Here is a 23,128-nt window from a genome sequence, read left to right as displayed (position 1 = left end):
CACACACACACACACACACACAAGTACGTTTATAATATATGATTGCGCTGGCGTAATCAGTCGAAGACATAATATATACGGTAAATCCGTCGAGGAAAATCATTTTCTTTTGACGGATTTTCAGTTTATATATCATACCAATCTATCAACACAAGTTTTACTTAATTACAAAAACAATGAAAAAGATTTATTTCTGGCTGTTGCTCAGCGCGACAGTAGTACTTGCGTCATGCGGTAAAGACGATCTGGAAGTGACAGACAACGGTGATGGAACGATCCCGGTCGTCGGTGTGAGCCTTGACCCGGAAGCCGTCACACTTAAAGAAGGCGAAAAAGTAACTTTGGCGGTAACTGTAATGCCTGAAAATGCGACTGACAAGAACGTACAATGGAGTAGCGGTGACGAATCGATAGCCACCGTAAGCGAAACGGGAGAGGTTACCGCCGTAAAAGAAGGGAATACGACCATTTCCGTGGCCTCGGTAGCTGACCCTTCCCAGAAAGCTACCTGTGAGGTGACGGTATCTGCAACGGTAATAGCGGTGACAGGAATTACGCTAAACGAGACGACCGTGAGTATAAAAGAAGGCGAGAAAGTAACCTTGACGGCAACGATAATGCCTGAAAACGCGACAGACAAGAGCGTACAATGGAGTAGCGGTGACGAATCGATAGCCACCGTAAGCGAAACGGGAGAGGTTACCGCCATAAAAGAAGGGAATACGACCATTTCCGTGGCCTCGGTAGCCGACCCTTCCCAGAAAGCAACCTGCGAGGTGACGGTAATTCGGGTAATCCGTATCGGCGATTATTATATGAAAGACGGTTCGGTTCTCGCGGGAACCACTTCACCGTTGACCGATCAACAGAAAACCGATTGTATCGGTGTCGTATTTTGGGTAGGTGATCCTACGAATGTTACCAATGGCGATCCCGCTCTGAGGAACGAGCATCCGGGATGTACCCACGGGCTGGTAGTGTCTTTGGAAAATGCATATAATGGGAGACATTTCGTTTTTCGTTGGCAAGATCCCGATTGGAGTGATATCGCTAAATGGCAAGAAACAAACCTGACCGGATATGAAAGTATGGCTACCGGCACCGGAGATACTGATAACTTTCAAAAAATCATGGGTTACAATAATACGAAAGTAATAGAACAATATAATGCATATTGCGATAGTCAGGGGGCCGAGATGACTAAATATAAGGTAGAACCGGTTACTGTTATTTCCCAATTCGAAAGCAAATTTCCCGCTCCGGCAAATAGCAGCGGGTGGTATCTTCCTTCTCCCAAGGAGTTGTCTACACTCTTTTCGGGCTGGTATGACGGAAATATATGGAAGATACAGCAAGCCGGTCTGGGGAGTCTTGTATCTAATTCTGAATTAATGGATCTTCGTATCGAGACGTTGCGTGGAAACGTTGAGGAAACGAAGATGACTTCGTCTCGATATTGGTCATCTTCACAAAATGCCGATTATCCGGGCAGTGCATATAATATACTAAGTGGGGAACTTCGTAGCGATGGTAAAAAATCTTTTACCTTTAGGGTACGTCCGGTACTTGCCTTTTAAATAGATAAAAATGAAAAGCCTCCTAAGAATTCTTTCCAATTCTTAGGAGGCTTTTCATTTTTAATGAGGGTCGTTAAATTCAGTAAGCAAATAAAGGATATGCTTTCATTGTAGCGTTTACTTTTTCGCGTACCGATTTTATTATATTATCGTTTTCTGGGTTGGCAAGTACGGTATCTACCATTTCAACGATCTCGAGCATGAGGTCTTCTTTTGCACCTCGCGTAGTGATAGCCGGAGTTCCCAATCGGATACCCGATGTTTGGAATGGAGAACGGCTGTCGAAAGGTACCATATTCTTATTGGCTGTAATATCGGCCTGAACAAGGGCTTTTTCGGCGACTTTCCCGGTAAGGTCGGGGAATTTGGTACGTAAATCTATTAATATACAGTGATTGTCGGTTCCGTTCGATACGATTTTGTATCCTTTATCCATAAAAGCTTGGGCCATTACGGAAGCATTCTTTTTTACTTGTTTTTGGTATTCTTTATATTCGGGTTGTAAAACTTCACCGAAAGAAACGGCTTTCGCGGCAATTACATGTTCCAAAGGCCCGCCCTGTACGCCGGGGAATACGGCAGAGTCGAGAAGAGCCGACATTTTTTTAATTTCTCCTTTGGGGGTGGTTTTGCCCCAGGGATTATCGAAATCTTTCCCCAAAAGGATAATACCGCCACGAGGACCGCGTAAAGTTTTGTGTGTGGTAGAGGTAACGATATGGGCGTATTTTAGAGGATTTTCGAGCAAACCGGCAGCGATAAGACCGGCAGGATGCGCCATATCTACCATAAAGATAGCCCCTATTTCGTCTGCTATTTTGCGCATACGGGCATAATCCCATTCGCGGGAATAAGCTGAGGCTCCGCCGATAATTAATTTCGGACGTTCCCGTAAGGCTACTTCTTCCATCATATCATAATCGATATAACCGGTATCTTCTTTTACACCGTATTCGAGTGGTTTGAACATTAACCCGGAGAAGTTTACGGGAGAACCGTGCGAAAGATGTCCTCCGTGTGAAAGATTCAGTCCGAGAAATTTATCACCGGGGTTGAGAACGGCCATGAAAACAGCCATGTTTGCCTGAGCTCCGGAGTGGGGTTGTACGTTGGCCCATTCCGCACCGAAAATTTCTTTTAAGCGATCGATCGCGATATTTTCGCTTTTATCCACCACTTCGCATCCACCGTAGTAGCGTTTTCCGGGGTAGCCTTCGGCGTATTTATTGGTCAGGCAGGATCCCATTGCCTGCATAACTTGTTCACTAACGAAATTTTCAGAAGCGATGAGTTCGATTCCTTTCATTTGTCTCTGACGTTCTTCGTCGATGATGTCAAAGATTGCATTGTCTCTTTTCATGTGCTGTATGATATAATTTGTTGTCTGTTCGAAGTTGCAAAGATACTGATTTTGGTCGTAAAAAAAGTTCTTATAATGTAAAACCTACCGAAAAACTGAGCAAGTTAATTCCTCTGTGTATCGAGAGTACTCCGGGAATAGGATTGCTACCGGGTGGGATAAGATTGTATCCGCCCTTATCCTGTATATTCATTAACGCGAATTCATATCTGAAATCGATGAAAAATCTTGAAATGGATACTCCAGCTCCTAATACCAGACTTATTGTTAAGGGTTTTAGGCTTTCGTTTCTGGTAATATGGTAATTTCCTATATTTTCTATTCGAAAGGTTTCTTTATAAATATATTTCAGTTTCGGACCGATAAAGAAAGCGAGCTCATAAGGTTTTTGTTTAACGAAATTATAACCGTAGAGTAGCGGAATATCGAGTGCGTAGATGTGATTTTGTACCGAACTTTCAGGGTATTCCTCAGGAGCCAGGTTTGGTATAAAATCGAGTGGACTTAATTGCATCGTGCTTCTCAGATAACTGGTACCGGCTTCCAGTTGTATAAAATTTCGTTTAAAATTTATTCTACCGAAAAGAGCTCCGGAAAAGCCTATTTGGCTGTTTACAGTCGGTAATTCTATTCCCACTCCGTCAATCGATGCCGAACGCACGTCGACGAAAGGGGCGTTTACTCCGGCTCTGATCCCCCAGTTAAATGTATTTTCCGTTTTTTCATTTTCTTGAGCCGAAAGTGAAAGAGCCGAAAGGAAAAGCCATATAAACAGAGTGTATCTTTTCATTTTTATTTTTTTTTCTTTTGCACCGACCATCCGAATTTACCGATTTCTTTGCCAATTTCGTAATAATGACCGTGAGAATATACGAGTAATCCGGCTTTGTTCATATCGAAGGCCCCGGTATCTTTATCGATATATTTTTCATCGGCCAGTACGTTTATAACATCGGCAATAAACATATTGTGCGATCCGAGACTTAAAATTTCGCGTACACGGCATTCGATACAAAGAGGCGATTCATCGATATGAGGAGCCGATACGGAGATTCCCGATACAGGAGTAAAACCGGTTTCAGCAAACTTGTTGTAATCTTTTCCCGAACGTACTCCGCACCAATCGGTTTCCTTTGCCATCGCTGCCGTGGTGAGGTTTATTACAAATTCCATATTTTTTGCTAAAATGGGATAAGAATGTCGCTCGGGTCTTATCGATATGTAACACATAGGAGGGTTTGTACAAATCGTACCGACCCAACTGACGGTGATCAGATTATATTCTTCGGGAGAATTACCGCAACTTATCAGTACGGCCGGTAAAGGATATATCATGGTCCCCGGCTTCCAGTTTTGTTTCATATGGTTTTATCGTATTTCTATTTCGTCTTTTGTAGCAGCTCTTTCACAATATTTACATTTTACCTCTACCGAATCTTTGTTTACCACATAAAAAATGGTTTTCATCGGTTCATTATTCGTAATGCATTTGGGATTTCCGCATTTAATGATACCGTGTATTTCGTCGGGTAAAGAAACCATGCGTTTTTCTGTTACCTGATAGTTGCGTATAATATTTATTTTGGCATTGGGGGCAATCAGTGCGATTTTGTTAATGTCGTCTTCTTCAAAGAAAAGGTCGGCAATTTTTATAATTCCTTTATGACCGATTTTTTTACTTACCAGATTATTTCCTATGGTAATGCTGTTACCCAGTTTTTCGATACCCAGCAGGGAGACGACTTTAAAAAGTTGATCGGAAGGGATATGATCTATAACGGTACCGTTTTCGAGAGCGGCGACTTCAAGTTCTTTTTTATTAGCTTTCATAAGTTTTGATTTATTTTACTTCTATTCCCAGAACTTTACAAATAATAGCCTGTCGGGCATATAATCCGTTTTCGGCTTGTTTAAAATAATATGCTTTAGGATTGTCGTCTACGTCGTAGGCGATTTCGTTTACTCTGGGTAGCGGATGCAGTATTCGTAAATTATCCTTGCTGTTTCTCAGCATTTGGTTATGCAGAGTATAAACATTTTTTACTTTTTCATATTCCATCAAGTCGGTAAAACGTTCACGTTGGACTCTTGTCATGTATAATATATCGGCTTGATTGATAACTTCTTCTGTAAAGTCGTAATGTTCTTCGTATTTTATGCCTAATTTATCGCAATAGATTTTATATTCTTCAGGCATTTTCAGTTCCTCGGGAGCAATGAAATGAAAAGTCGGGTTAAAGTGCGACATGGCCATGAGCAGAGAGTGTACGGTACGTCCATATTTCAGGTCGCCTACCATGGTGATGTTAAGATTTTCGAGAGAGCCTTGCGTTTTATAAATAGAATAAAGGTCGAGCATTGTTTGAGAAGGATGCTGGTTCGCTCCATCACCGGCGTTGATAACAGGTTTAGATGATACTTCCGAAGCGTACCTTGCGGCACCATCGAGATAATGGCGCATAATAATGAGATCGACATAATTACTTACCATCATTATAGTATCTTTCAGCGTTTCTCCTTTTGATGAACTGGTGGTGGACGCATCAGAAAATCCGATCACACGTCCGCCCAAACGGTTAACTGCTGTTTCGAAACTTAATCGGGTACGGGTAGAAGGTTCAAAAAATAGAGTAGCGACCACTTTCCCTTCAAGTAAACGACGGTTGGGATTTTCTTCAAAAAGGCGGGCGCTTTCCAATAGGCCCAGAATATCATCTTTCGAGTAGTCGGTAATCGAGACTAAACTTTTTCTTCTCATAATATTGCGTGTATTTAAGAATTGTATATCTGCCGTAAAAAAAACAGACCAACCCGCCCCTCGGGGCCGAATTGGTCTATCTTGCAATGATTACCGATTGAAAATGTCGGCGACACTTTTGTAAGTGCGTGAAATGCAAAGGATAATATTTTAATATACTCTGTTTCATAACCTCTACAAATTTATAAAAAAAAGTATATATCAAAGCATTTCTGCTTAAAAAATATTGTTCCGAGACAGAATAGAGACAGTTATGGAATAATTGTATTAACTTTGTCATCTGTTGAAGAATACCTGTTTTTCCGGAAAATTTATAATCTGATTTTCGGTGAAAGCATGATACAAAAGGAGGATATAAAGATATTTTTAAGACATATATGAATACCAGCAGTAAACCAGTGGCAAAGAAAAAGAAAAAAAGTATTGCGAAGAAAATTGTTATCGCTCTGTGGGCTTTGTTCGGCATGGGAATCGTTGCGGCTATCGTTTTGTTTATGTTGGTCGCTCGCGGTTATATCGGATACATGCCTCCCATCGAGGATTTGCAGAATCCTAAAGATAAATTTGCATCGGAAATATATACGTCTGATATGCAGGTACTCGGTCGTTATTTTTATAAAGCCAATCGGGTATATGTAAATTATAATCAGTTGTCTCCGTATTTGGTAGAGGCGCTTATCGCCACCGAAGATGTCCGATTTTATGACCATTCGGGAATCGATGCGAAAGCGCTTATCCGAGCTATTATAAAGCGGGGATTACTTTTTCAAAAAAGTGCCGGAGGAGGGAGTACGATCTCTCAGCAGCTGGCGAAGTTAATGTTTTCTCCTCGGGCGGAGAACGTACTCGAACGTTTGTTTCAGAAACCGATCGAATGGGTTATCTCGGTTCAGCTCGAAAGATATTATACTAAAGAGGAAATCGTGAATATGTATCTGAATATGTTCGATTTCCTGAATACCGGTGTAGGTATACAATCTGCATCGATGGTATATTTCAATACTACCCCCGATAAATTAACTATAGAACAGGCTGCGACACTAATAGGTATGTGTAAAAATCCTCGTTATTTTAATCCCGTACGTCATAACGAACGTACTCGGGGCAGGAGAAACACAGTCCTCGAACAAATGTATAAGGCTGATTACATTACGAAAGCCGAACGTGATTCGTTGCAAGATCTTCCTCTTACTCTCGATTTTCAACGTATCGATCATAAAGAGGGTTTAGCCCCATATTTCAGAGAACATCTACGATTGATGATGGTTGCTCCCAAACCGGTAAAGAGCAATTATTTGGCTTGGCAGTCCCAGCAATATGTCGATGATTCAATCGCCTGGGAAACGAATCCTATATATGGCTGGTGCGAAAAGAATCGTAAAGCGGACGGTTCGAAATATAATCTTTATACCGATGGTTTAAAAATATATACTACACTCGATTCGCGTATGCAAAAATATGCGGAAGAGGCGGTTGCTGAACATATCGGTGGATATTTGCAACCTCGTTTTACTAAAGAGAAAAAGGGTCGTAGTTACGGCCCCTTCGCTCGATCGGAACCTAAGGATAAAGTTGCCTCCATCATGGAGAGAGCGATGAAAAATAGCGATCGTTACCGAAATATGAAAAAAGCCGGAGCTTCGGATTCGGAGATACAAAAAGCTTTTGGTGAAAAAGTAGATATGCAGGTTTTTTCCTGGGAAGGCATGGTGGATACGACGATGACTCCTATGGATTCTATCCGTTATCTGAAGTCTTTTTTGCGAACCGGATTTATGGCCATGGATCCTCGTACCGGTTATATCAAAGCTTATGTCGGGGGTATCGATTTTAAGAATTTTCAGTATGATATGGTTTCGGTAGGGCGCCGTCAGGTAGGTTCTACAATTAAACCGTTCCTATATACGCTGGCTATGGAAGAAGGATTTTCTCCCTGTGATCTTGCACCGAACGTACAGCCTCATTTAAAAGATGAGGCCGGTAGGGTATGGTCTCCGAGAAATGCTTCTAAAGCTCGTATAGGGGAGGATGTTACTTTGAGATGGGGTCTTGCCAACTCGAATAATTGGATATCGGCTTATCTGATGGATAAGCTTTCTCCTTCGTCGCTTGTACGGTTGATGCACTCTTTCGGTATAAAAAACAAGATCGATGCGGTAATTTCTTTGTCCTTGGGCCCGGCTGAAGTTTCGGTTGAGGAAATGGTTACTGCATATACGGCGTTTGCTAATAAAGGGATTCGAGTAGATCCTTTGTATGTTACACGTATCGAGGATAATTTCGGTAACGTAATCTCTGAGTTTTCACCCCGTATGACCGAAGTGTTCAGTGAGAGCGCTTATTATAAAATATTGCCGATGTTGCGTGACGTAATCGATCATGGCACAGGTGCCAGAATTCGTTTCAGATATGGAATTACAGCCCCTATGGGAGGAAAAACAGGAACAACCAATAACAATGCCGACGGTTGGTTTATGGCTTTTACCCCGAGTTTGGTTTCCGGAATGTGGGTCGGCGGAGAAGACCCCTCGATACATTTCGACGGTATGGCCGATGGCCAGGGAGCCAGTATGGCGCTTCCGATTTACGGATTATTTATACAAAAGGTATATGCCGATAAGACATTGGGATATTCACAAACAGAGGACTTTGTTGTTCCTCCTCAGTATAGTGATCCTTGCGCGGGAACACCCGGGATGAATATCGAAGAAGAATATCCCGATCAGCCGTCAGAGGCAATCGAGGGCATATTTGATTAACGAAAAGTAAAATCGATAGGGGAAAGGGAAACTGATGAGGTCGGTTTCCCTTTTTACCAATATAAAAGGGCGATGATTATCGGTACTGAGAAATCGACTAATATGCCGTGAAATAGAGAAATTACGATATAATTTTCTCCGCAGTAACGGCTTATCAGTGGAAGAGTGGTATCTATCGAAGTAGCTCCTGCAGCCGATATAGGTGCAAGTTTCCCGCAAAAACGAGCCAGTACCGGAATACAGAGCAGGGCAAGTATTTCACGTGTCATATTACTGATAAGTGCCATCATACCGATGTGGCTGCCTGCAAGTTCGGTTAGTAATACGGCCGATAGACTGTAATACCCGAATCCCGAACCGATGGCAATAGTCTCTTTCGAAGCGATATCTTCTGTAAAAAACGATATTCCCCAGGCGGTAATCATTGTTCCTGCTATTGTCGCCAGGGGAATAAGTACGATCCGTATTTTATATATCTTTATAGGTCTCCAAAGACTTTTTAAGTCGGCACCAATCGACATTCCTACAAAAAACATCATAACCGAAAGAATATATAAGCTATAGTCTTGTTTGTATGCAAAATCAGGCATGCAATGGTAGTAGGAAAGCAAGACACCTGAAAAAAAACAGAGTACGATAAGAAGACTCATTTTCACTTTTTGTCCTCCTTCTTTATTTTTTCTTTGAAAAATATTTTTTGGACGATCATTGTAAAAATAATGCTTCCGGTTGTGCATCCTATACCTATCAATATTGCAGTAGAACCTAATCCGGTGATGTTTTCCATGATTTCCCGGTTATTTCCTACCGAGATACCCATGACGAAAAGGAGTAGGAATATAATTCCCGTATTAAGTTTACCGATAAAAGGAAATATCCTTTTCTTTTTTTTAAGTAGGTGGCCCGCCAAAATACCGAGCCCCATTATTGTCATTATTGTAAACATACTATGGTCCCGGAATATGATTTTATTTGAGAGTATCGTTCTTTAGGTTTAGCTTCTCGACAAGTTTTCTGTATTCTTTCGTTTGTAAAAATTCGGTGATAGCACGGGCATGTCTCCGGTTATGGAGATCGGTTCCGAGAAAATCTACATATCCCTTTTCTATCAGCCAATATGCGATATTACGGGTTTCTTTCCCATAGTATCCGGCCAGTGAGAGCCAATTTAGCTGAAACATGCATCCCGAATTATATATATCGGTATATATTTCTTTTTCATCGTAATAGTAGGCGTACCGTTCGGGATGTGCGAGAATAGGATTAAATCCTTTCAATTGTAACTGGTAAATAAGTCCTTTCAAATCCCAAAAGGGTTGTAGAAATGAGTTTTCTATAAGAATATGGTTTCCCGGTAGGGGGATGAGTATATCGTTTTTTACATGTTTTAAAAAATTTTCATCCATTCGGTATTCTGCCGAGAATATGATTTCGGGGGCGTCCTCACCTAATGCTTCTTTCAATAGATTATATGCTGCCGTAATGGTTTCGGGCGTATTTTCGAATGTTTCCTCGGTAACATGCGGAGTGGTTATGATACGTTTAACCCCCCATTCCTGCATTTGTTTTACCAAAGCGACAGAATGCTCCACATCGGGAGAACCGTCGTCTATTCCCGGAATAATGTGTGAATGTATATCAGTGGTATACGGTAAAGAAACCGTATCGGATTTTTTTTTATTAAAAAGACCGAACATATTCATTTTCATTTATCAATGTGCAAAAATAACTTTTTTCGATTGTAATAAACTTTAAAGATAAATAAAAACTCGAGATATGACTTTATCTTTTGGGTTTTACCGTTTTATTTCTCAAAAAGAGAAGAATTTCTTTGTATAATTAAAAGATATTAGTACATTTGCACGCCATTACAAATGTACACGCTTACCAACGTGGATAATAACAGATAATAATAAAATTGATATAACAATGAAAAAAGGTATTCATCCTGATAACTATCGTGAAGTTGTATTTAAGGATATGTCTAACGATGATGTGTTCATTACCCGTTCTACTGTTGCCGCTAAAGAAACTATAGAAATAGATGGTGTTACTTATCCCTTGGTAAAACTTGAAATTACCAATACATCTCATCCGTTCTTTACCGGTAAACAAAAGCTGGTAGATACGGCTGGTCGTGTAGACAAGTTTATGAACCGTTACGGCAAACACATGCAGAACAAACAGAAATAATTTTTGTGTTTAAGATATTGAAAAGACCGGCCTCTGTTACACAGGGGCCGGTCTTTTATTTTCTTAGAGTGCATTGTTATATCTTGCGTCTATGACTTTCCAATTGATTATGTTCCATATTGCATTCAGATGTTCGGGTCTTCGGTTTTGGTAATCGAGGTAATAAGCGTGTTCCCAAACGTCGATTCCCAATAGGGGAGTAACATTTTCACGGGTAAGGATGTTTCCAGCATTGCTTTCTCCGATAATCTCCAGGCTTCCGTCTCTATTTTTTACCAGCCACACCCATCCTGAACCGAAGAGTTCGGAAGCTACCGTTACGAATGATTTTTTAAATTGGTTGAAATCACCCCATTGTTTATCGATTTCTCGAGCAAGTGCACCATAGGGTTTATGTTGTGCTTTATCTTGAGGGGCGAAACTGTCGAAATAAAAAAAGTGGTTCCATGCCTGGGCCGAATTGTTATATAATTTACCAGAGGATGTTTTTACTATTTTTTCAAGATCTTGCCCGATGCGTGATGCATCATTTTTAATGAGTTTATTGACATTATCGATATACCCTTTCAGGTGTTTTTCGTAATGTAACATCAGTGTTTGAGCGCTTATTACGGGCTCGAGTTCATCGTAATCGTAATTAAGAGCCGGCAGGGTGATTACTGTTTCTGCAATGGGGCTTCTGGCATTTTGAGTCTGTCCCCATGTATTACTCACAAATAAAAAAATAAACAATGACGGTACGATTCTATAAAATATTATCGGTTTCATATTTTAGTAATTAATAGGTTTCTTATTGTAAGTAACCCATTACGAAGTCATAATGTTTATATAAAGCAAGCCGTATTTCAAAACTTTTATACTCGCTTGTCTGTTTTTATCATACGAAAACTTCAAATGAAAAATAAAATGGAAAAAACTCGGAAAAGAACAAAGATCGGAGTGATAGCTCTGCTTTGTATCAGTATGGTATTTGCCTCGGGATGTTCGGCATGGCAAGGAATGAGCAAAACCGGGCAGGGAGCTGCAATCGGAGGGGGTTCAGGAGCTGCTTTGGGTGCAGGTGTCGGTGCTCTTGCCGGAGGTGGAAAAGGAGCCTGGATCGGTTCACTTGTAGGGGCTGCAGTGGGTTCTGGTGCAGGTGCCTTAGTCGGACACCGTATGGATAAACAGCAGAAAGAACTTGAAGAACAGTTGAAAAATGCTGAAATTCAGAAAGTAAAAGACAGTAATAATTTACAGGCTATTAAGGTGACGTTTGCTAACGGAATATTGTTTGCGACGAATTCGAGTCAACTGACAGCGTCTGTTAAATCTGATCTTACCGATCTTGCGCATAATCTCGTGCAAAATCCTAAAACTAATATTCAGGTATTCGGGTATACCGATAATACGGGGAGCCAACAGCTTAATGAACGGTTGTCGTTGCAGAGAGCTGAATCGGTTGCGAACTTCCTTATAAATAATGGAGTTTCTTCAAATCGTGTTTCGGTTAAAGGTTTTGGCTGGAATGACCCTGTTGCCAGCAATGCTACTCCCGAAGGACGTGCTCAAAATCGGAGGGTAGAAATTTATATTACCGCTTCAGCGGATATGATTAAAGAGGCGCAGAGCCAGAACTGATATATAACATGATAGTAAAAACAGGCTGTTTCGGTAACGAAACAGCCTGTTTTTTATGAATTAAAAATAAAAAGATAAAACAATGGGACTGTATTGATTAAATATGAACTGCACGTCGAAAGTTTTTTGTCTAACTTTTTTGGGGGCACTTCAATATTACACAGCCATGGTTATGATTTATTATAAAGAACGTCCTTTAAATACGGTAGATTGTGACAGGGGTATGATTTTTCCGGATAATCTGAATCGGTTTGAACTGAAATTGGGTGAAATATCTACCATTGCTGAATTGCTTCCGTTATAGAGTGTGATGTTAATTTGAGCGGAAATGCCTACCCCCATAACATTCATCGACAAGATTATATTTCCTTTTTTATCGGTTTTCGTCTTAATATTCGAAGCTTTTCCGTCGACTGTTATACCGCCAAGTCCGTTAGGTCCGCTGGCCGGTATATTAAAAGCGACTTGTACCACGGCATTGTCACCGTCGAGTCCTACAAAATTGGTGTTAGAGGATACGAAAGCTGTGTTCCCATATTTAAACATGACTTGATCGGCTTCCAGTACAAATTTTTTATTATCAATGGCTAATTTGGCCTGTTGATATAATAATTCGTTATATGCTTTTTCAGCGTCTTTTTTTTCCTGACGAGCATCTTCTTTCGTATTTTGGGCTTGTATATTGCTTAAACAAGCAAATATAGCCAGTAGTGTAAATAAAATTGTTTTTTTCATTGCTTTTATTGTTTAAAAGTTTTTTACATTCATAGTGAATGTACTAATATAACATTTTAGACCGTAAAATGTTGTTTTTTATTTAAATAAATCACTTAATTATTATAATAAATGTTGATTTTGATATCTAAAAATTTAAATAATATGTATATTATTCGTTATATAGTAGATTTGTTATGGAGTTACCATATGAAATAAGCGATTTTTTTTGTGAGGGTAAAAAAGAAGGAATACCCTGTGAAGATCGAATTGTAGTGCTTCCCGGATTTGTCGCTGTTATTGATGGCGCTACAGCTAAGAACGATGTTTTGTATGATGGGAAAAGCTCAGGTTATCGGGCTGCTGAATGTATAAGCGATGTGTTGGGTAAGCTTTCGCCTCAGACTGTTATGTCGGAGGCGGTGCAACATATTACCGACGGAATCGGTCGGTTGTATGAAAAATATGGTATTTGGGAGAAGGCCGGTTTTTATCCCGAATATCGATTTACGGCAAGTGCCGTAATTTATAGTGTTTGGTATCGTGAGGTTTGGATCGTTGGGGATTGCCAAGCTTTAATAGCCGGTGAGAGATATATTTATGAAAAAGAGATCGACCGGTTATTGTCTCGAATAAGAGCTTCTGTAATCGAAAAGCATATTGTCGATGGATATTCAATCGACGAAATGATGCGGAAAGACCCGGGCCGTCGGTATATCCTGCCGATGCTCAAAGATATTTTATTTTTTCAGAATAACCATACGCCGGGAATTCGGTATGTATATGCGGTTTTCGATGGATTTCCCGTTCTCTATGAGATGGTTAAATGTATAAAAGTTCCGAAAAATACACCTTTAATATTAACAAGTGACGGTTATCCGCATATTTACGATTCTTTTGAGCAAACAAAAATGTCCTTGCAAACCCTTCTTAGGGATGATCCTTTATGTTTTAAGAAATTCAAGAGTACGAAAGGTATGGTTTACGGGAATCGCTCGTTCGATGATCGTAGTTTTATACGTATTCTTCATCCATGAATAGTTATTTATCGTGGTTATTGGCGATACATTTCAGTATTTCGGGAAGCTGTTCTTTTTCACATTTGAGTGACGATAATTTTTTTACTCCTTCTTGTGTAACCGAATAGTACATTTGTCTACGATCTTTTTCTCCGAGGTCTCTCAATATCAGCCCTTTCATCTCGACCGACCGAAGTACTTTAGAGGTATTCGATTGGCTTAGATTCAGTTTCTTTGCAATCTCTCCCGACGTAAGAGGTCCTTCTTTGAGAACGCATAGCAGCATTCCTTCGTTCAGACAAAGATCGTGTGTTTTATGAAAATAATTTTCAAATTCGGCTATTGCTTGATATATTTCTCTGATGTAGCACAAGGTTTCCATATTATTCTTTGTTTTTGTTTATTTCAGGCAATCTATCGTACAGATAAAGTTCCGGAAAATAAAATTGTTTATCTCCGGAACTTGTTATTTGAAATCTCTTTATGATATAAAGAGTATTTTATTTAGTGGCTTCGGCTTTATTTAAAAGTACCGTTTCGATAGCTTTTTTCAAGTCTTTTTTAGGAATAGCTCCTTGAGCCATCTGAGGAGCTCCGTCCATTGGGATAAAAAGTAAAGTAGGAATACTTCTGATTCCGAAAGCGGCAGCCAGTTCCTGTTCTTTATCGGTGTCTATTTTGTAGATATAAATCTGGTCTTTAAATTCTTCAGCGAGTTCTTCGAGTGAGGGTGCAATGCTTTTGCAGGGGCCGCACCAAGTTGCGTAAAAATCTATGATAGCCGGTTTATCACCCAGGTATTTCCATTCATCAGGATTTTTTTCATAGTTAGCCACTTTTTTTAAGAATTCGTCTTTAGTAAGAGCAATTGTTCCCATAGTTGTTTTGTTTTTATTAATCGTATTATCATTTTTCTGTTTATTTTGTGAAGAACACGAAATGCTTGTAAAAAGACTCGATACGAGCAATGTTAGAAAAAGAATGCGCTTGAGTTTCATATTATTCTTTATTTAATTTTGATTGTTTCTATTTTGTATTTCACAATTCGAGTTTTCTTTTTTTATGCAACATTTGCCTGGCGCTATTAAAAAACCGATAGCTGCTCCCCACAAAGTACTTATGTAAGGGGAGGATGTTATGGGACAAGTCCCGGATGCACAACCGATGAAATACCAATATGCAAATCCTGCAGCAGCTCCTAAAAGTGTGGTTATAATGCGAAGCCTATTATTTTTTACCCATTGTTTCATATTGTTTTTGTTTTTTATTCTTTACTGGAATATATTTTTTTGATAACGATTACAAAGGTATAAAATATTTCCATAAAAACAATTTTCCAATGGAAAATAATGATTATTTAACAAGCTGATTTGTTAAAATTAAAATATTGAAAATAGATAGAGGGCAAACTGCTTAAGATGTTTATAATAAAAAATGCATCTTTTTCAATGAAGAAGATGCATTTTTACTATATAGGTTTATTATTTAGTTTTTCTCTTCTTGAAATTTGCGGGACACTTTAAGTAAATTAGAAGTATAAGCGACTACATTTTGGGTTTCTTGTATCATAGTAAGATATACCATGCTTACTTTCAGGCTGCCTTGTTGACTTTGAATACGTTTTAACTCGGCCCGTTTCAGTTGAGAGAGGTTATTGATAATAATATTTGCCTTTTGTATGAGCTCGATGAATTTTTCATCATATTGGTTATTCTCGATCAGTTCCCTACTACTGATGAGTAATTGAGTTACTTCTGATGCGATGTGGGAAAATTCGGCTTTTTGCTCATCGTGCAGTGGATTGAAGTTATTATCGGTATGTTCGAGACAAGGTTCGCAGATACGGCCTATACTATATATGATTTCACTGATAAAATCGTTTCCCTGATAATAATACAGTCCTTTTTCGATGGCGGTGTTATTATCGAGATGAGTTACTCCGAGCGTTCCGATACGTTTAACCTGTTTCAGGTGTACTTTTTCATCATCGATGTGATTCATTGTTTTGCGAAGTCCGCGATAACTTTCAGAGAGAAAAGCAGAAACCGTATGGTCGAACGTTTCGGCTGCAGTATTCAGTATTTCCGATAATTCGTCACGGGTATGTTTGCGCAAAAGAGTGAGAGCTTCGTTGGTGTCGTGGGTAGACATGAGTTTTACGATTGTCGGATTTCCTTTTTCTTTGTTCTGTTTTTTGTTGAACCGTAGCTGACTTCTGATAAGCAGAAAGATGGCTAAAGAGATGAGGAGTATGATAGCGGGCGTACCTCCATAATAAATGATTAAAGCTACAAAGAAACAGATAAAAAAGGCAGCTCCGGCAGTGATGAACCATCCTCCGATAACGGATAATACTCCGGTAATACGATATACGGCACTCTCGCGTCCCCATGCTCGGTCGGCGAGGGAAGTACCCATAGCAACCATAAACGCAACATAAGTAGTGGACAGAGGTAGTTTGAGAGAGGTCCCCATGGCGATCAGAAATCCGCCTAATACCAAATTGACAGAGGCGCGTATCAAATCAAAAGATGCACCTTCGGCCAAGATTGCTTCGTTTTGATTGAAACGGGCGTTGATCCAGCGTTTTGTACGTTCGGGAATTATACCTGTCAGCCACGATGAGAAATTACTTGATACTCTGACGATAACTCTTGCTACCGGAGAAGTACCGAATGCTTCTTCTCCTTCTTCCTGTCTCGAAAGATCGAGAGACGTTTTTACGACACTTTGCGCTTTTTTCGAGGTGAACAGCGCTACGACCATGATAATACCCGAAATAATCAAAAAATACCAGGGGGTATGCGCTGAACCCGAAAGGGAACTCATCAGGTATGAGTCGGGATTTGCACCGGGTTGTGAAATAATATCGGTATAAGAAGAAAATCCGGCAAGGGGAACTCCGATAAAATTTACCAGGTCGTTACCGGCAAACGCAAACGCTAAAGCGAAAGTTCCCAATAGTACGACAACTTTATAAACATTTATTTTCAACCAGTAAAGCACCTGCATTAACAGTGTGAATCCGATGAGTGAACCTACTACGAGACCTGAGGTGTTATTGTCGAGCCATGCTTTATTCTCAGGAGTCATGAAAGAGGATCCTTTCAGCCCGCTAACCATTAAAAAGTAAAGAATGGCTGTACAGGCGAGACCGCAAAATATTCCGGCAAAATATTTCGACTTTTTTTTATAATTGAAAGTGAAAAGTATTCGGGATAGATATTGAACGACCGATCCGAAGAAAAAAGCGATAGCTACCGAAACGAATATAGCCAGTATAACCGATAATGCTTTATCGGTATTTATCAGATCTCCCAAACCATAACTGTTATCGGCCATAATTTTTATAAGAGACAGTGCAAATGTCCCTCCTAATAGTTCGAACACCATCGAAACAGTGGTAGAGGTAGGCATCCCCAGCGAATTGAAAACATCCAGCAACACGACATCGGTTAACATTACGGCTAATAAGATGCACATGATCTCCGAAAAATAAAAATACTGTGGTTGGTAAATCCCGTGCCGCGCAATATCCATCATACCGTTAGACATGGAAGCTCCCATAAGAATTCCGATTCCGGCTACTATCATAATTATTCTGAATGGCGCGGCTTTTGCTCCGAGAGCCGAATTGAGGAAATTTACCGCATCGTTACTGACTCCTACGACCAAATCGAAAACGGCTAATAAAAAAAGGAAAATAACAATTAAAAGATAAAAAGTTTCCATAGGTGATATGCTCTTAAAATCTGTTGTGTTGTATTGAGCGACAAAGGAACTAAAAAGATGTTACAATAAGATTACAAATGAAAATTGCCTGATGAAAAATATTCATGAATGTTATATATATCGTTCCGGTATAAAATATTTTGTCGGATATTTATTATTTTCTGAATAAAATACCGTTTTTGCGGATACCGAATTGTACCCCCCAATTATCGTCGAATAGCGTTCCTTTGTCGAATGCTGCTGAGAGTAGGAATTCCCAGCCGTGTAATCGGGTTGGGGAGTAACGGGCCTCGGCCAAGCCCGAAAATTGATGGGCAATGTGCTTGAATGGTATATTGGGAGTTCCCCATCCGCGTTGATGCCCTGCTAGTATGCGATATGAAATTTTTGGGGTAATATAACCATCGATTCCGGTATGGAATGCGCGGCTACGATTATTGGTAAATCCCAGAAAATGATCTCTGTTATAACCAGGAGAACTTATAAACGGGGTTCCCATCGTATGGCCTGCGTGTGTCCAACCGTTGTAAGCGGCATGTGCGTAGTAATTGTCTCCATCGCTTACTTGTATAGGTATCATATCGGTTTTATCCCAAAGAAAGGGACCGCTTTGATGTGTGGAGTTTATGACTTCGAAAACGAAACCGGTGAGGTATTTTTTAGCTTTTGAACGAAATTCGATTCCCCATAATCCGTCGAATTTATTTTTAAAAATCATACCCGAATGATCGTCGTAATAATGTTCGTAATAGGCTCTTATTGAATATAAATTCTTATTATAACCGAATTCCATTAAATAACTGCCCAGATGATTTCCCACGATGTTTACCTGATCTATTATATTGCTGCCTCCCGATGAAGGTACGAGAACTTTGAGAAAGGCTTTCAGATTGTGCTCGAATTTCATCACAGGGAAATACGGATCGCTATTGTACACCGTTCCTCCGAATTGTGCGGCCATATCTATTCCGATGATCCCATAAAATGAAGTTTGCTTGCCAAACCGTAATAAGAGATTTTTCCGGTGATAAAGTACATTTTCAGAATATCTACCACCGGGTATTTTGTGTTTTTTTTGATATCGATTATCTGTAAACGCTCCGTACGAAATACCGCCTTTGAGTTGCATCCACCCTTTTGTGCCGGGAACTTCAGTGAAATGAGGTATCCCGATCCATACTTGCGGAATGGGGCGGCTGTTTCCCGACCAGACCATACTCCCGCTACTCAGGCTACGGTCTTCAATTAGGGAATATTCTTCTTTACTACCTATCGATATCCCCAGGCAGCGGTATTTTAGTTCGCCGTAAAGTTGTTGTATATATGCAGGTATCGGATTGGAATAGGCTCCTACGATATCGAGTGCAAAACCGTATGAGAATCGTTTGTTTTTTTCGACATCTTTTGAAATACCGGCTCTTAGATATCCGTTATTAGGCGAGAAAGAAATCAGGCCAGCACGGTTGTTCATTAAATAAAAAGGTGTATAATCTCCGTTTCCCGTAATTACATTCGCTTCGGCATTGTAATTAAGAACAAATTGTGCTTGTAGCCGGTTAGTGGGAAAAAAGAAAAGGCATAATAGAATTAAGAGTATATTTTTAATCATCGGGTTCAGAATTTACGGAAAATATAGAGGGTATCGTGACATGAAAGTGTAAGTCGGGATCGGCTAAGTTCGCGGATAGCAAAATTTTTGAACTCGGTATGCCATCCATAGTATTCGTTAGATAGAGCGATTTCTAAAAATGACGGATCGGGAATATGCATAAAAATAGAATCTTTATCGAGTCGATACATTCCAACTGTCCATTCTTCTCTATTGGTACGGATCGTTTGTAATTTAAAAACGCCTTTATCGAAGTTATAGAATATCGAGTCGGTCGTTACTTCTTTGTCGGGCATTTGCGTAAGGGTAAGCTGCCATTTACCGGTTATTTTCTGTGCATCGTCTTTTTCGCAGGAAAGAAATAAAAGAAAACATCCTGAAAAAAGCAATAAGAATATATTTTTCATTATCTGTTTTTATATAAAGATATAACGATCAGAGATACCTATTATTATAAAATAGTTGTTACTAGTTATTCAGTTACAGGAAAATCTCCCGTTGTAGGTTTCAGATGCTTTCGGGAAGTGAGTTTCCGGTAAATATCGTTAACTTGACCGGCGATATGATTCCAATTGTAAGCAGATAGATTGTATTTTCTGTCCGGTTTACTGTTTTGTAATTTTTTTTCCAGTTTTACCGCCAAGTCGGTGGTAGATCCGGATCGGAAAAAATCGTTTTTTTCGAGTTCATTCAACTTATTAGCCGGTATATCGCTTACCAGGACATCCAGATTGTAACTCATCGCTTCGAGTAGGGCGATCGGGAGGCCTTCATGAGAAGAAGGTAAAACAAATAATCGGGCATGAGATAATATTTCATTCAGTTTATCTCCCTTGATAAAGCCAGTGAGGATAACACCCTGTTCCCGGGCCTTTTTTTTCAGAGAGACGGAATAGGCATCTTCGTGATCTGCATCACCGGCAAGTACCAGTGTGTAATTATTGTTGCTGAGTTTTCCAAAGGCATCGATTAGCAGATCGAATCCTTTTTCTTTGACAAAGCGCCCTAATGCGACGACATATTTTCCCGGTTGCAGACCCAAAGTCGATAAATATCCGATACTGGTTGTTTTTACAGGAATATTTACACCATTATAAATCAGATGAGTATCGGTGCGGTTGTATTTTGTTTGTAATACGTTTTGTATTTCCGATGAGATTACGATAATTTCGTTTGCAAACCGGGTTCCTAAGTATTCTCCGGCGCGTAACATCAACCTGGCGGTTTTCCCCCACTTTTCACGGTTATAATCGAAACCGTGATGTGTTATTATTACTTTTAATCCCAGTAGTCTTGCGAAAGGGACCATTACTGCCGGTCCTATGGCGTGTATATGCAGAATATCGGCATTTATTCTTCGAGCGTACACTATCGAAAGAAAAGTATGAATGATCGCTTCGAATTTTTTTTGATGCGGAGCGTAAATATCTTTTAAAGTAATTCCTTTAAAGGAATTTATCCTATTATTTTCGGTTATGTAGCATGATCGCCGTGTAATTATAATCTCATAACCCATTTGTGCGAGTCTGGGATATAATTCTTCACAATGAGTTTCTACCCCCCCTAAAATGTGAGGTATCCCTCTCGTTCCTGTTACGACGACTTTCATTGGCTGAAATAGTAAGATTAATATCGAAACGAATATAATGATTTTTTTTGTTTTTATTCCGGTTCGGTATTTCTGATTATTTAATTCCGAACAGAAAACGTGTTATTCGTGAATGTGTCAGGATATATTTTTGTAGTAAAATAGGTCCGATTATTCCTATTGTTATGATAATAAATGCATTTATTGTAAAGTAGAGATTATTAAAAGTTTCTGTAAATCCGGTTTTTTGCAGAATGGCTTTTCCGAGTCCTTCAAATGTTGTATGAAATAAATATATTATAAATATATAAAAAGATGTTGAAATAAGTGCTGTTTTTATATATCCCCCTTTTTTATTAATAAATAGAGATAAACTGCATACAGCATAAGTTCCTGCTACAGCAGTAATCATATCGACAAGAAATTCTAAAGATCCCCTTAAATGAAATTTTAAAAATAATGCTGCGGTAAATAATAAAACAGGTAAAACCGGATTAATCGATATTATAGATTTTAAATATTTACTATAATCTTTAACAACCGTGCCTAAACAGAAATATATGAACATAATCTTGAATTTATCGAGGCAGAAAATAGGATCGAATGATCCGGGAAGGTAATATAATAAAAGACTTACCCCAAAAAGAAATAATCTTTGGTGGGGAGTTTTAAACAGAGGGATAATAAGAAATATCGTAAATAATACCCAAACAAACCAAAGAAAAACTCCTGCAGACGGATAACAAAATACTTCGAGATAGGCCTTGTAACTTACGGGATTTTCTACCGATAGGTTTCTTTCACTTAATAGTTTTAATGTAATTATGATAAATGAAGTACTGAAATAAGGGATGAGTAACCTTTTTATTTTTTTCAGAACAGGCTTTATGTAGGTATCGGTTTCTTTTCGGGTAGCGATATAGATGTATCCGCTTGCAAAAAAGAATAAAGGCATATGAAAAGAATATATGATTTCCCAAGTTATATGGTACCATTGCGGTGCATTATCGGGATGGTAGTGTCCGATTACAACCAGTATGATGCATATTGCTTTAGCTATATCAATGGAAACTAATCTTTTCATCAGAAATTTTCTCTAAGATCTCCCTGTTGAGGGTCTTGCCCTACATCATACCATTTTTTATCGATACAAACGGGTTTGTTTACCATGCTTCGTATTTTATTGGTTAAAGCCCATTTTAACGGGTATTGGATGTATTTATGCATAACAGGAGAGGCGGTTCCGACCATCCAACAGTTTTTGGGGCATTTTCTCACCATATCTCTCACTTTACAGGCCTGGTCGCTGGTCCATATTTCCATGAAGTCGGCCGCTTCCCGGATATTGCCCATTTTATTCATCCAGTATTTTTCTTCCAATCCGTTACAGGGATATATATCGCCATAGGGGTCGACAAAGAAATTCATGGTACCTGCTTCGCAGGGTAACATGCGGCGTCCTCCTTCGATATAGTTGATCAACCCCATATTGAAAAATGCCCTGAACCAGGATTTCGGATGGTTTTCTTTCATTTGCCATTTGATCAATTGCGTAAAGTTATTGCAGACTTCTTCTTTATTGATAATTACATTATCATCTTTATGAAAATAATACGAATTATGGAATGCCGCAGTTGCGAATTCCATTCCCAAAGCTTTTGAGAGCTGATATAACGATAGCATATCCTGGGAGTTATTGTTCGATACCGTACAACCGAAACCGATATCTTTCAGTCCCATGCGTTTAAGGGTTAATAGGGTGCGTAAACCCTTGTCGAAGCCTCCGGTACGTCCTCGGAGTTCGTCATTTTTATGGCTTAATCCTTCAATGGATATTCTGATGCCTATATTGGGAAATTTTTGGGCTATCGAGACAATACGTTCTTCGAACCATCCCGATGTAGATATGACTACGCGTGGAGACCGGGTATAACAAATTTCGATGATTTTGTCGAGGTCTTCTCTTACAAATGGCTCTCCCCCGGTGAGATTTATGAATTTTAATTGGGGTAATTTTTTCAGCTCTTCGGGTTTAATTTCTTTTTCTTTTTCAGTGGGGTTCTCCCATATATTGCACATTTTGCAACGCATGGGACAACGATATGTTAAGATAATACTTGCGTCGGTAGGTTGTGGAATTTTTTTTATTTCCATAGTAAATGATAATGCTTATTTAAATCTAACGGTGATATGGTCGAT

The 23,128-nt window shown here is 39.4% G+C and carries 24 protein-coding genes; 5 read left to right on the top strand and 19 right to left on the bottom strand.

The genetic code is table 11. From position 1 onward, the window contains the following. Window positions 1-176 precede the first annotated feature (176 nt). Window positions 177-1,577 carry an Ig-like domain-containing protein gene (locus tag NMU02_RS12405; RefSeq protein WP_255028266.1) on the top strand — a complete coding sequence of 467 codons (1,401 nt, stop codon included), beginning with the start codon at window positions 177-179 and terminating at the stop codon, window positions 1,575-1,577. A gap of 79 nt (window positions 1,578-1,656) precedes the next feature. On the opposite strand, the gene glyA is transcribed toward NMU02_RS12405, so the two are convergent. The 5 genes from glyA to pyrB form a co-directional block, all read right to left on the bottom strand. Then, window positions 1,657-2,937 (bottom strand): serine hydroxymethyltransferase, encoded by a 1,281-nt coding sequence (gene glyA, locus NMU02_RS12400; RefSeq protein ID WP_255028265.1) that lies wholly within the window; start codon window positions 2,935-2,937, stop codon window positions 1,657-1,659. Window positions 2,938-3,007: 70 nt separating this feature from the next. After that, complete coding sequence (locus NMU02_RS12395; RefSeq protein WP_255028263.1) at window positions 3,008-3,727, bottom strand: porin family protein; 720 nt, start codon at window positions 3,725-3,727, stop codon at window positions 3,008-3,010. Window positions 3,728-3,729: 2 nt separating this feature from the next. Then, entirely contained in the window at window positions 3,730-4,299 is a 570-nt protein-coding gene (locus NMU02_RS12390; RefSeq protein ID WP_255028262.1) for a flavin reductase family protein, read from the bottom strand. Window positions 4,300-4,305: 6 nt separating this feature from the next. Then, window positions 4,306-4,767, bottom strand: a complete 462-nt coding sequence (gene pyrI, locus NMU02_RS12385) for an aspartate carbamoyltransferase regulatory subunit (RefSeq protein WP_255028261.1) — start codon at window positions 4,765-4,767, stop codon at window positions 4,306-4,308. A 10-nt stretch (window positions 4,768-4,777) separates the two neighbouring features. Further along, window positions 4,778-5,695 carry an aspartate carbamoyltransferase gene (gene pyrB, locus NMU02_RS12380; protein WP_255028260.1) on the bottom strand — a complete coding sequence of 306 codons (918 nt, stop codon included), beginning with the start codon at window positions 5,693-5,695 and terminating at the stop codon, window positions 4,778-4,780. A 422-nt stretch (window positions 5,696-6,117) separates the two neighbouring features. Between pyrB and NMU02_RS12375 the strand changes: the two genes are divergently transcribed. Beyond that, the gene (locus tag NMU02_RS12375) at window positions 6,118-8,454 is read left to right on the top strand and encodes a transglycosylase domain-containing protein (protein WP_255028268.1); all 2,337 of its coding nucleotides are present in this window, start codon (window positions 6,118-6,120) and stop codon (window positions 8,452-8,454) included. Window positions 8,455-8,507: 53 nt separating this feature from the next. Here NMU02_RS12375 and NMU02_RS12370 read toward each other — a convergent pair whose 3' ends face one another. From NMU02_RS12370 to NMU02_RS12360, 3 genes are read right to left on the bottom strand one after another with little or no spacing between them, the layout of a single operon-like run. Further along, entirely contained in the window at window positions 8,508-9,104 is a 597-nt protein-coding gene (locus NMU02_RS12370) for a LysO family transporter (RefSeq protein ID WP_255028259.1), read from the bottom strand. 2 nt (window positions 9,105-9,106) lie between these two features. Beyond that, entirely contained in the window at window positions 9,107-9,379 is a 273-nt protein-coding gene (locus tag NMU02_RS12365; protein WP_255028258.1) for a LysO family transporter, read from the bottom strand. 43 nt (window positions 9,380-9,422) lie between these two features. Beyond that, complete coding sequence (locus NMU02_RS12360) at window positions 9,423-10,163, bottom strand: tyrosine-protein phosphatase (protein WP_255028257.1); 741 nt, start codon at window positions 10,161-10,163, stop codon at window positions 9,423-9,425. 220 nt (window positions 10,164-10,383) lie between these two features. Between NMU02_RS12360 and NMU02_RS12355 the strand changes: the two genes are divergently transcribed. After that, entirely contained in the window at window positions 10,384-10,647 is a 264-nt protein-coding gene (locus NMU02_RS12355; RefSeq protein WP_255028256.1) for a type B 50S ribosomal protein L31, read from the top strand. A gap of 63 nt (window positions 10,648-10,710) precedes the next feature. On the opposite strand, the gene NMU02_RS12350 is transcribed toward NMU02_RS12355, so the two are convergent. Beyond that, complete coding sequence (locus tag NMU02_RS12350) at window positions 10,711-11,415, bottom strand: superoxide dismutase (RefSeq protein WP_255028254.1); 705 nt, start codon at window positions 11,413-11,415, stop codon at window positions 10,711-10,713. A gap of 138 nt (window positions 11,416-11,553) precedes the next feature. Between NMU02_RS12350 and NMU02_RS12345 the strand changes: the two genes are divergently transcribed. Further along, the gene (locus tag NMU02_RS12345) at window positions 11,554-12,267 is read left to right on the top strand and encodes a YiaD family glycine zipper/OmpA-like lipoprotein (RefSeq protein ID WP_255028253.1); all 714 of its coding nucleotides are present in this window, start codon (window positions 11,554-11,556) and stop codon (window positions 12,265-12,267) included. 180 nt (window positions 12,268-12,447) lie between these two features. On the opposite strand, the gene NMU02_RS12340 is transcribed toward NMU02_RS12345, so the two are convergent. Further along, window positions 12,448-13,002 (bottom strand): DUF4251 domain-containing protein, encoded by a 555-nt coding sequence (locus NMU02_RS12340; RefSeq protein ID WP_255028251.1) that lies wholly within the window; start codon window positions 13,000-13,002, stop codon window positions 12,448-12,450. Between the two features lie 176 nt (window positions 13,003-13,178). On the opposite strand from NMU02_RS12340, the gene NMU02_RS12335 reads away from it, so the two are divergent. Further along, a complete protein-coding gene (locus NMU02_RS12335; protein ID WP_255028250.1) occupies window positions 13,179-14,018 on the top strand; it encodes a hypothetical protein in 840 nt (279 codons plus the stop codon). Between the two features lie 4 nt (window positions 14,019-14,022). On the opposite strand, the gene NMU02_RS12330 is transcribed toward NMU02_RS12335, so the two are convergent. The 9 genes from NMU02_RS12330 to NMU02_RS12290 all read right to left on the bottom strand — a co-directional run bounded on the left by NMU02_RS12330 (window position 14,023) and on the right by NMU02_RS12290 (window position 23,083). Then, window positions 14,023-14,382, bottom strand: a complete 360-nt coding sequence (locus NMU02_RS12330; protein WP_255028248.1) for a MarR family transcriptional regulator — start codon at window positions 14,380-14,382, stop codon at window positions 14,023-14,025. 118 nt (window positions 14,383-14,500) lie between these two features. Then, window positions 14,501-14,998: a thioredoxin gene (trxA, locus tag NMU02_RS12325; RefSeq protein ID WP_255028247.1), complete on the bottom strand. Its 498-nt coding sequence runs from the start codon at window positions 14,996-14,998 to the stop codon at window positions 14,501-14,503. Between the two features lie 12 nt (window positions 14,999-15,010). Beyond that, window positions 15,011-15,250 carry a DUF6132 family protein gene (locus NMU02_RS12320; RefSeq protein ID WP_255028245.1) on the bottom strand — a complete coding sequence of 80 codons (240 nt, stop codon included), beginning with the start codon at window positions 15,248-15,250 and terminating at the stop codon, window positions 15,011-15,013. Between the two features lie 235 nt (window positions 15,251-15,485). After that, window positions 15,486-17,732 carry an inorganic phosphate transporter gene (locus tag NMU02_RS12315; protein ID WP_255028243.1) on the bottom strand — a complete coding sequence of 749 codons (2,247 nt, stop codon included), beginning with the start codon at window positions 17,730-17,732 and terminating at the stop codon, window positions 15,486-15,488. Window positions 17,733-17,886: 154 nt separating this feature from the next. Next, window positions 17,887-19,341, bottom strand: coding sequence for a capsule assembly Wzi family protein (locus NMU02_RS12310; RefSeq protein WP_255028241.1), 1,455 nt, complete (start codon window positions 19,339-19,341; stop codon window positions 17,887-17,889). Between the two features lie 5 nt (window positions 19,342-19,346). Continuing rightward, window positions 19,347-19,748, bottom strand: coding sequence for a lipocalin-like domain-containing protein (locus tag NMU02_RS12305; protein WP_255028240.1), 402 nt, complete (start codon window positions 19,746-19,748; stop codon window positions 19,347-19,349). Between the two features lie 65 nt (window positions 19,749-19,813). Continuing rightward, window positions 19,814-20,950 carry a glycosyltransferase family 4 protein gene (locus tag NMU02_RS12300; protein ID WP_255028239.1) on the bottom strand — a complete coding sequence of 379 codons (1,137 nt, stop codon included), beginning with the start codon at window positions 20,948-20,950 and terminating at the stop codon, window positions 19,814-19,816. A gap of 76 nt (window positions 20,951-21,026) precedes the next feature. Continuing rightward, entirely contained in the window at window positions 21,027-22,013 is a 987-nt protein-coding gene (locus NMU02_RS12295; protein WP_255028238.1) for an acyltransferase family protein, read from the bottom strand. Then, window positions 22,013-23,083 carry a radical SAM protein gene (locus NMU02_RS12290; protein ID WP_255028237.1) on the bottom strand — a complete coding sequence of 357 codons (1,071 nt, stop codon included), beginning with the start codon at window positions 23,081-23,083 and terminating at the stop codon, window positions 22,013-22,015. Before NMU02_RS12290 ends, NMU02_RS12295 begins: the two co-directional genes overlap by 1 nt. Window positions 23,084-23,128: the final 45 nt, after the last annotated feature.

Source organism: Coprobacter tertius (genome assembly GCF_024330105.1).
GTDB lineage: Bacteria > Bacteroidota > Bacteroidia > Bacteroidales > Coprobacteraceae > Coprobacter > Coprobacter tertius.
This window is presented reverse-complemented; position numbering and strand designations above follow the sequence as displayed.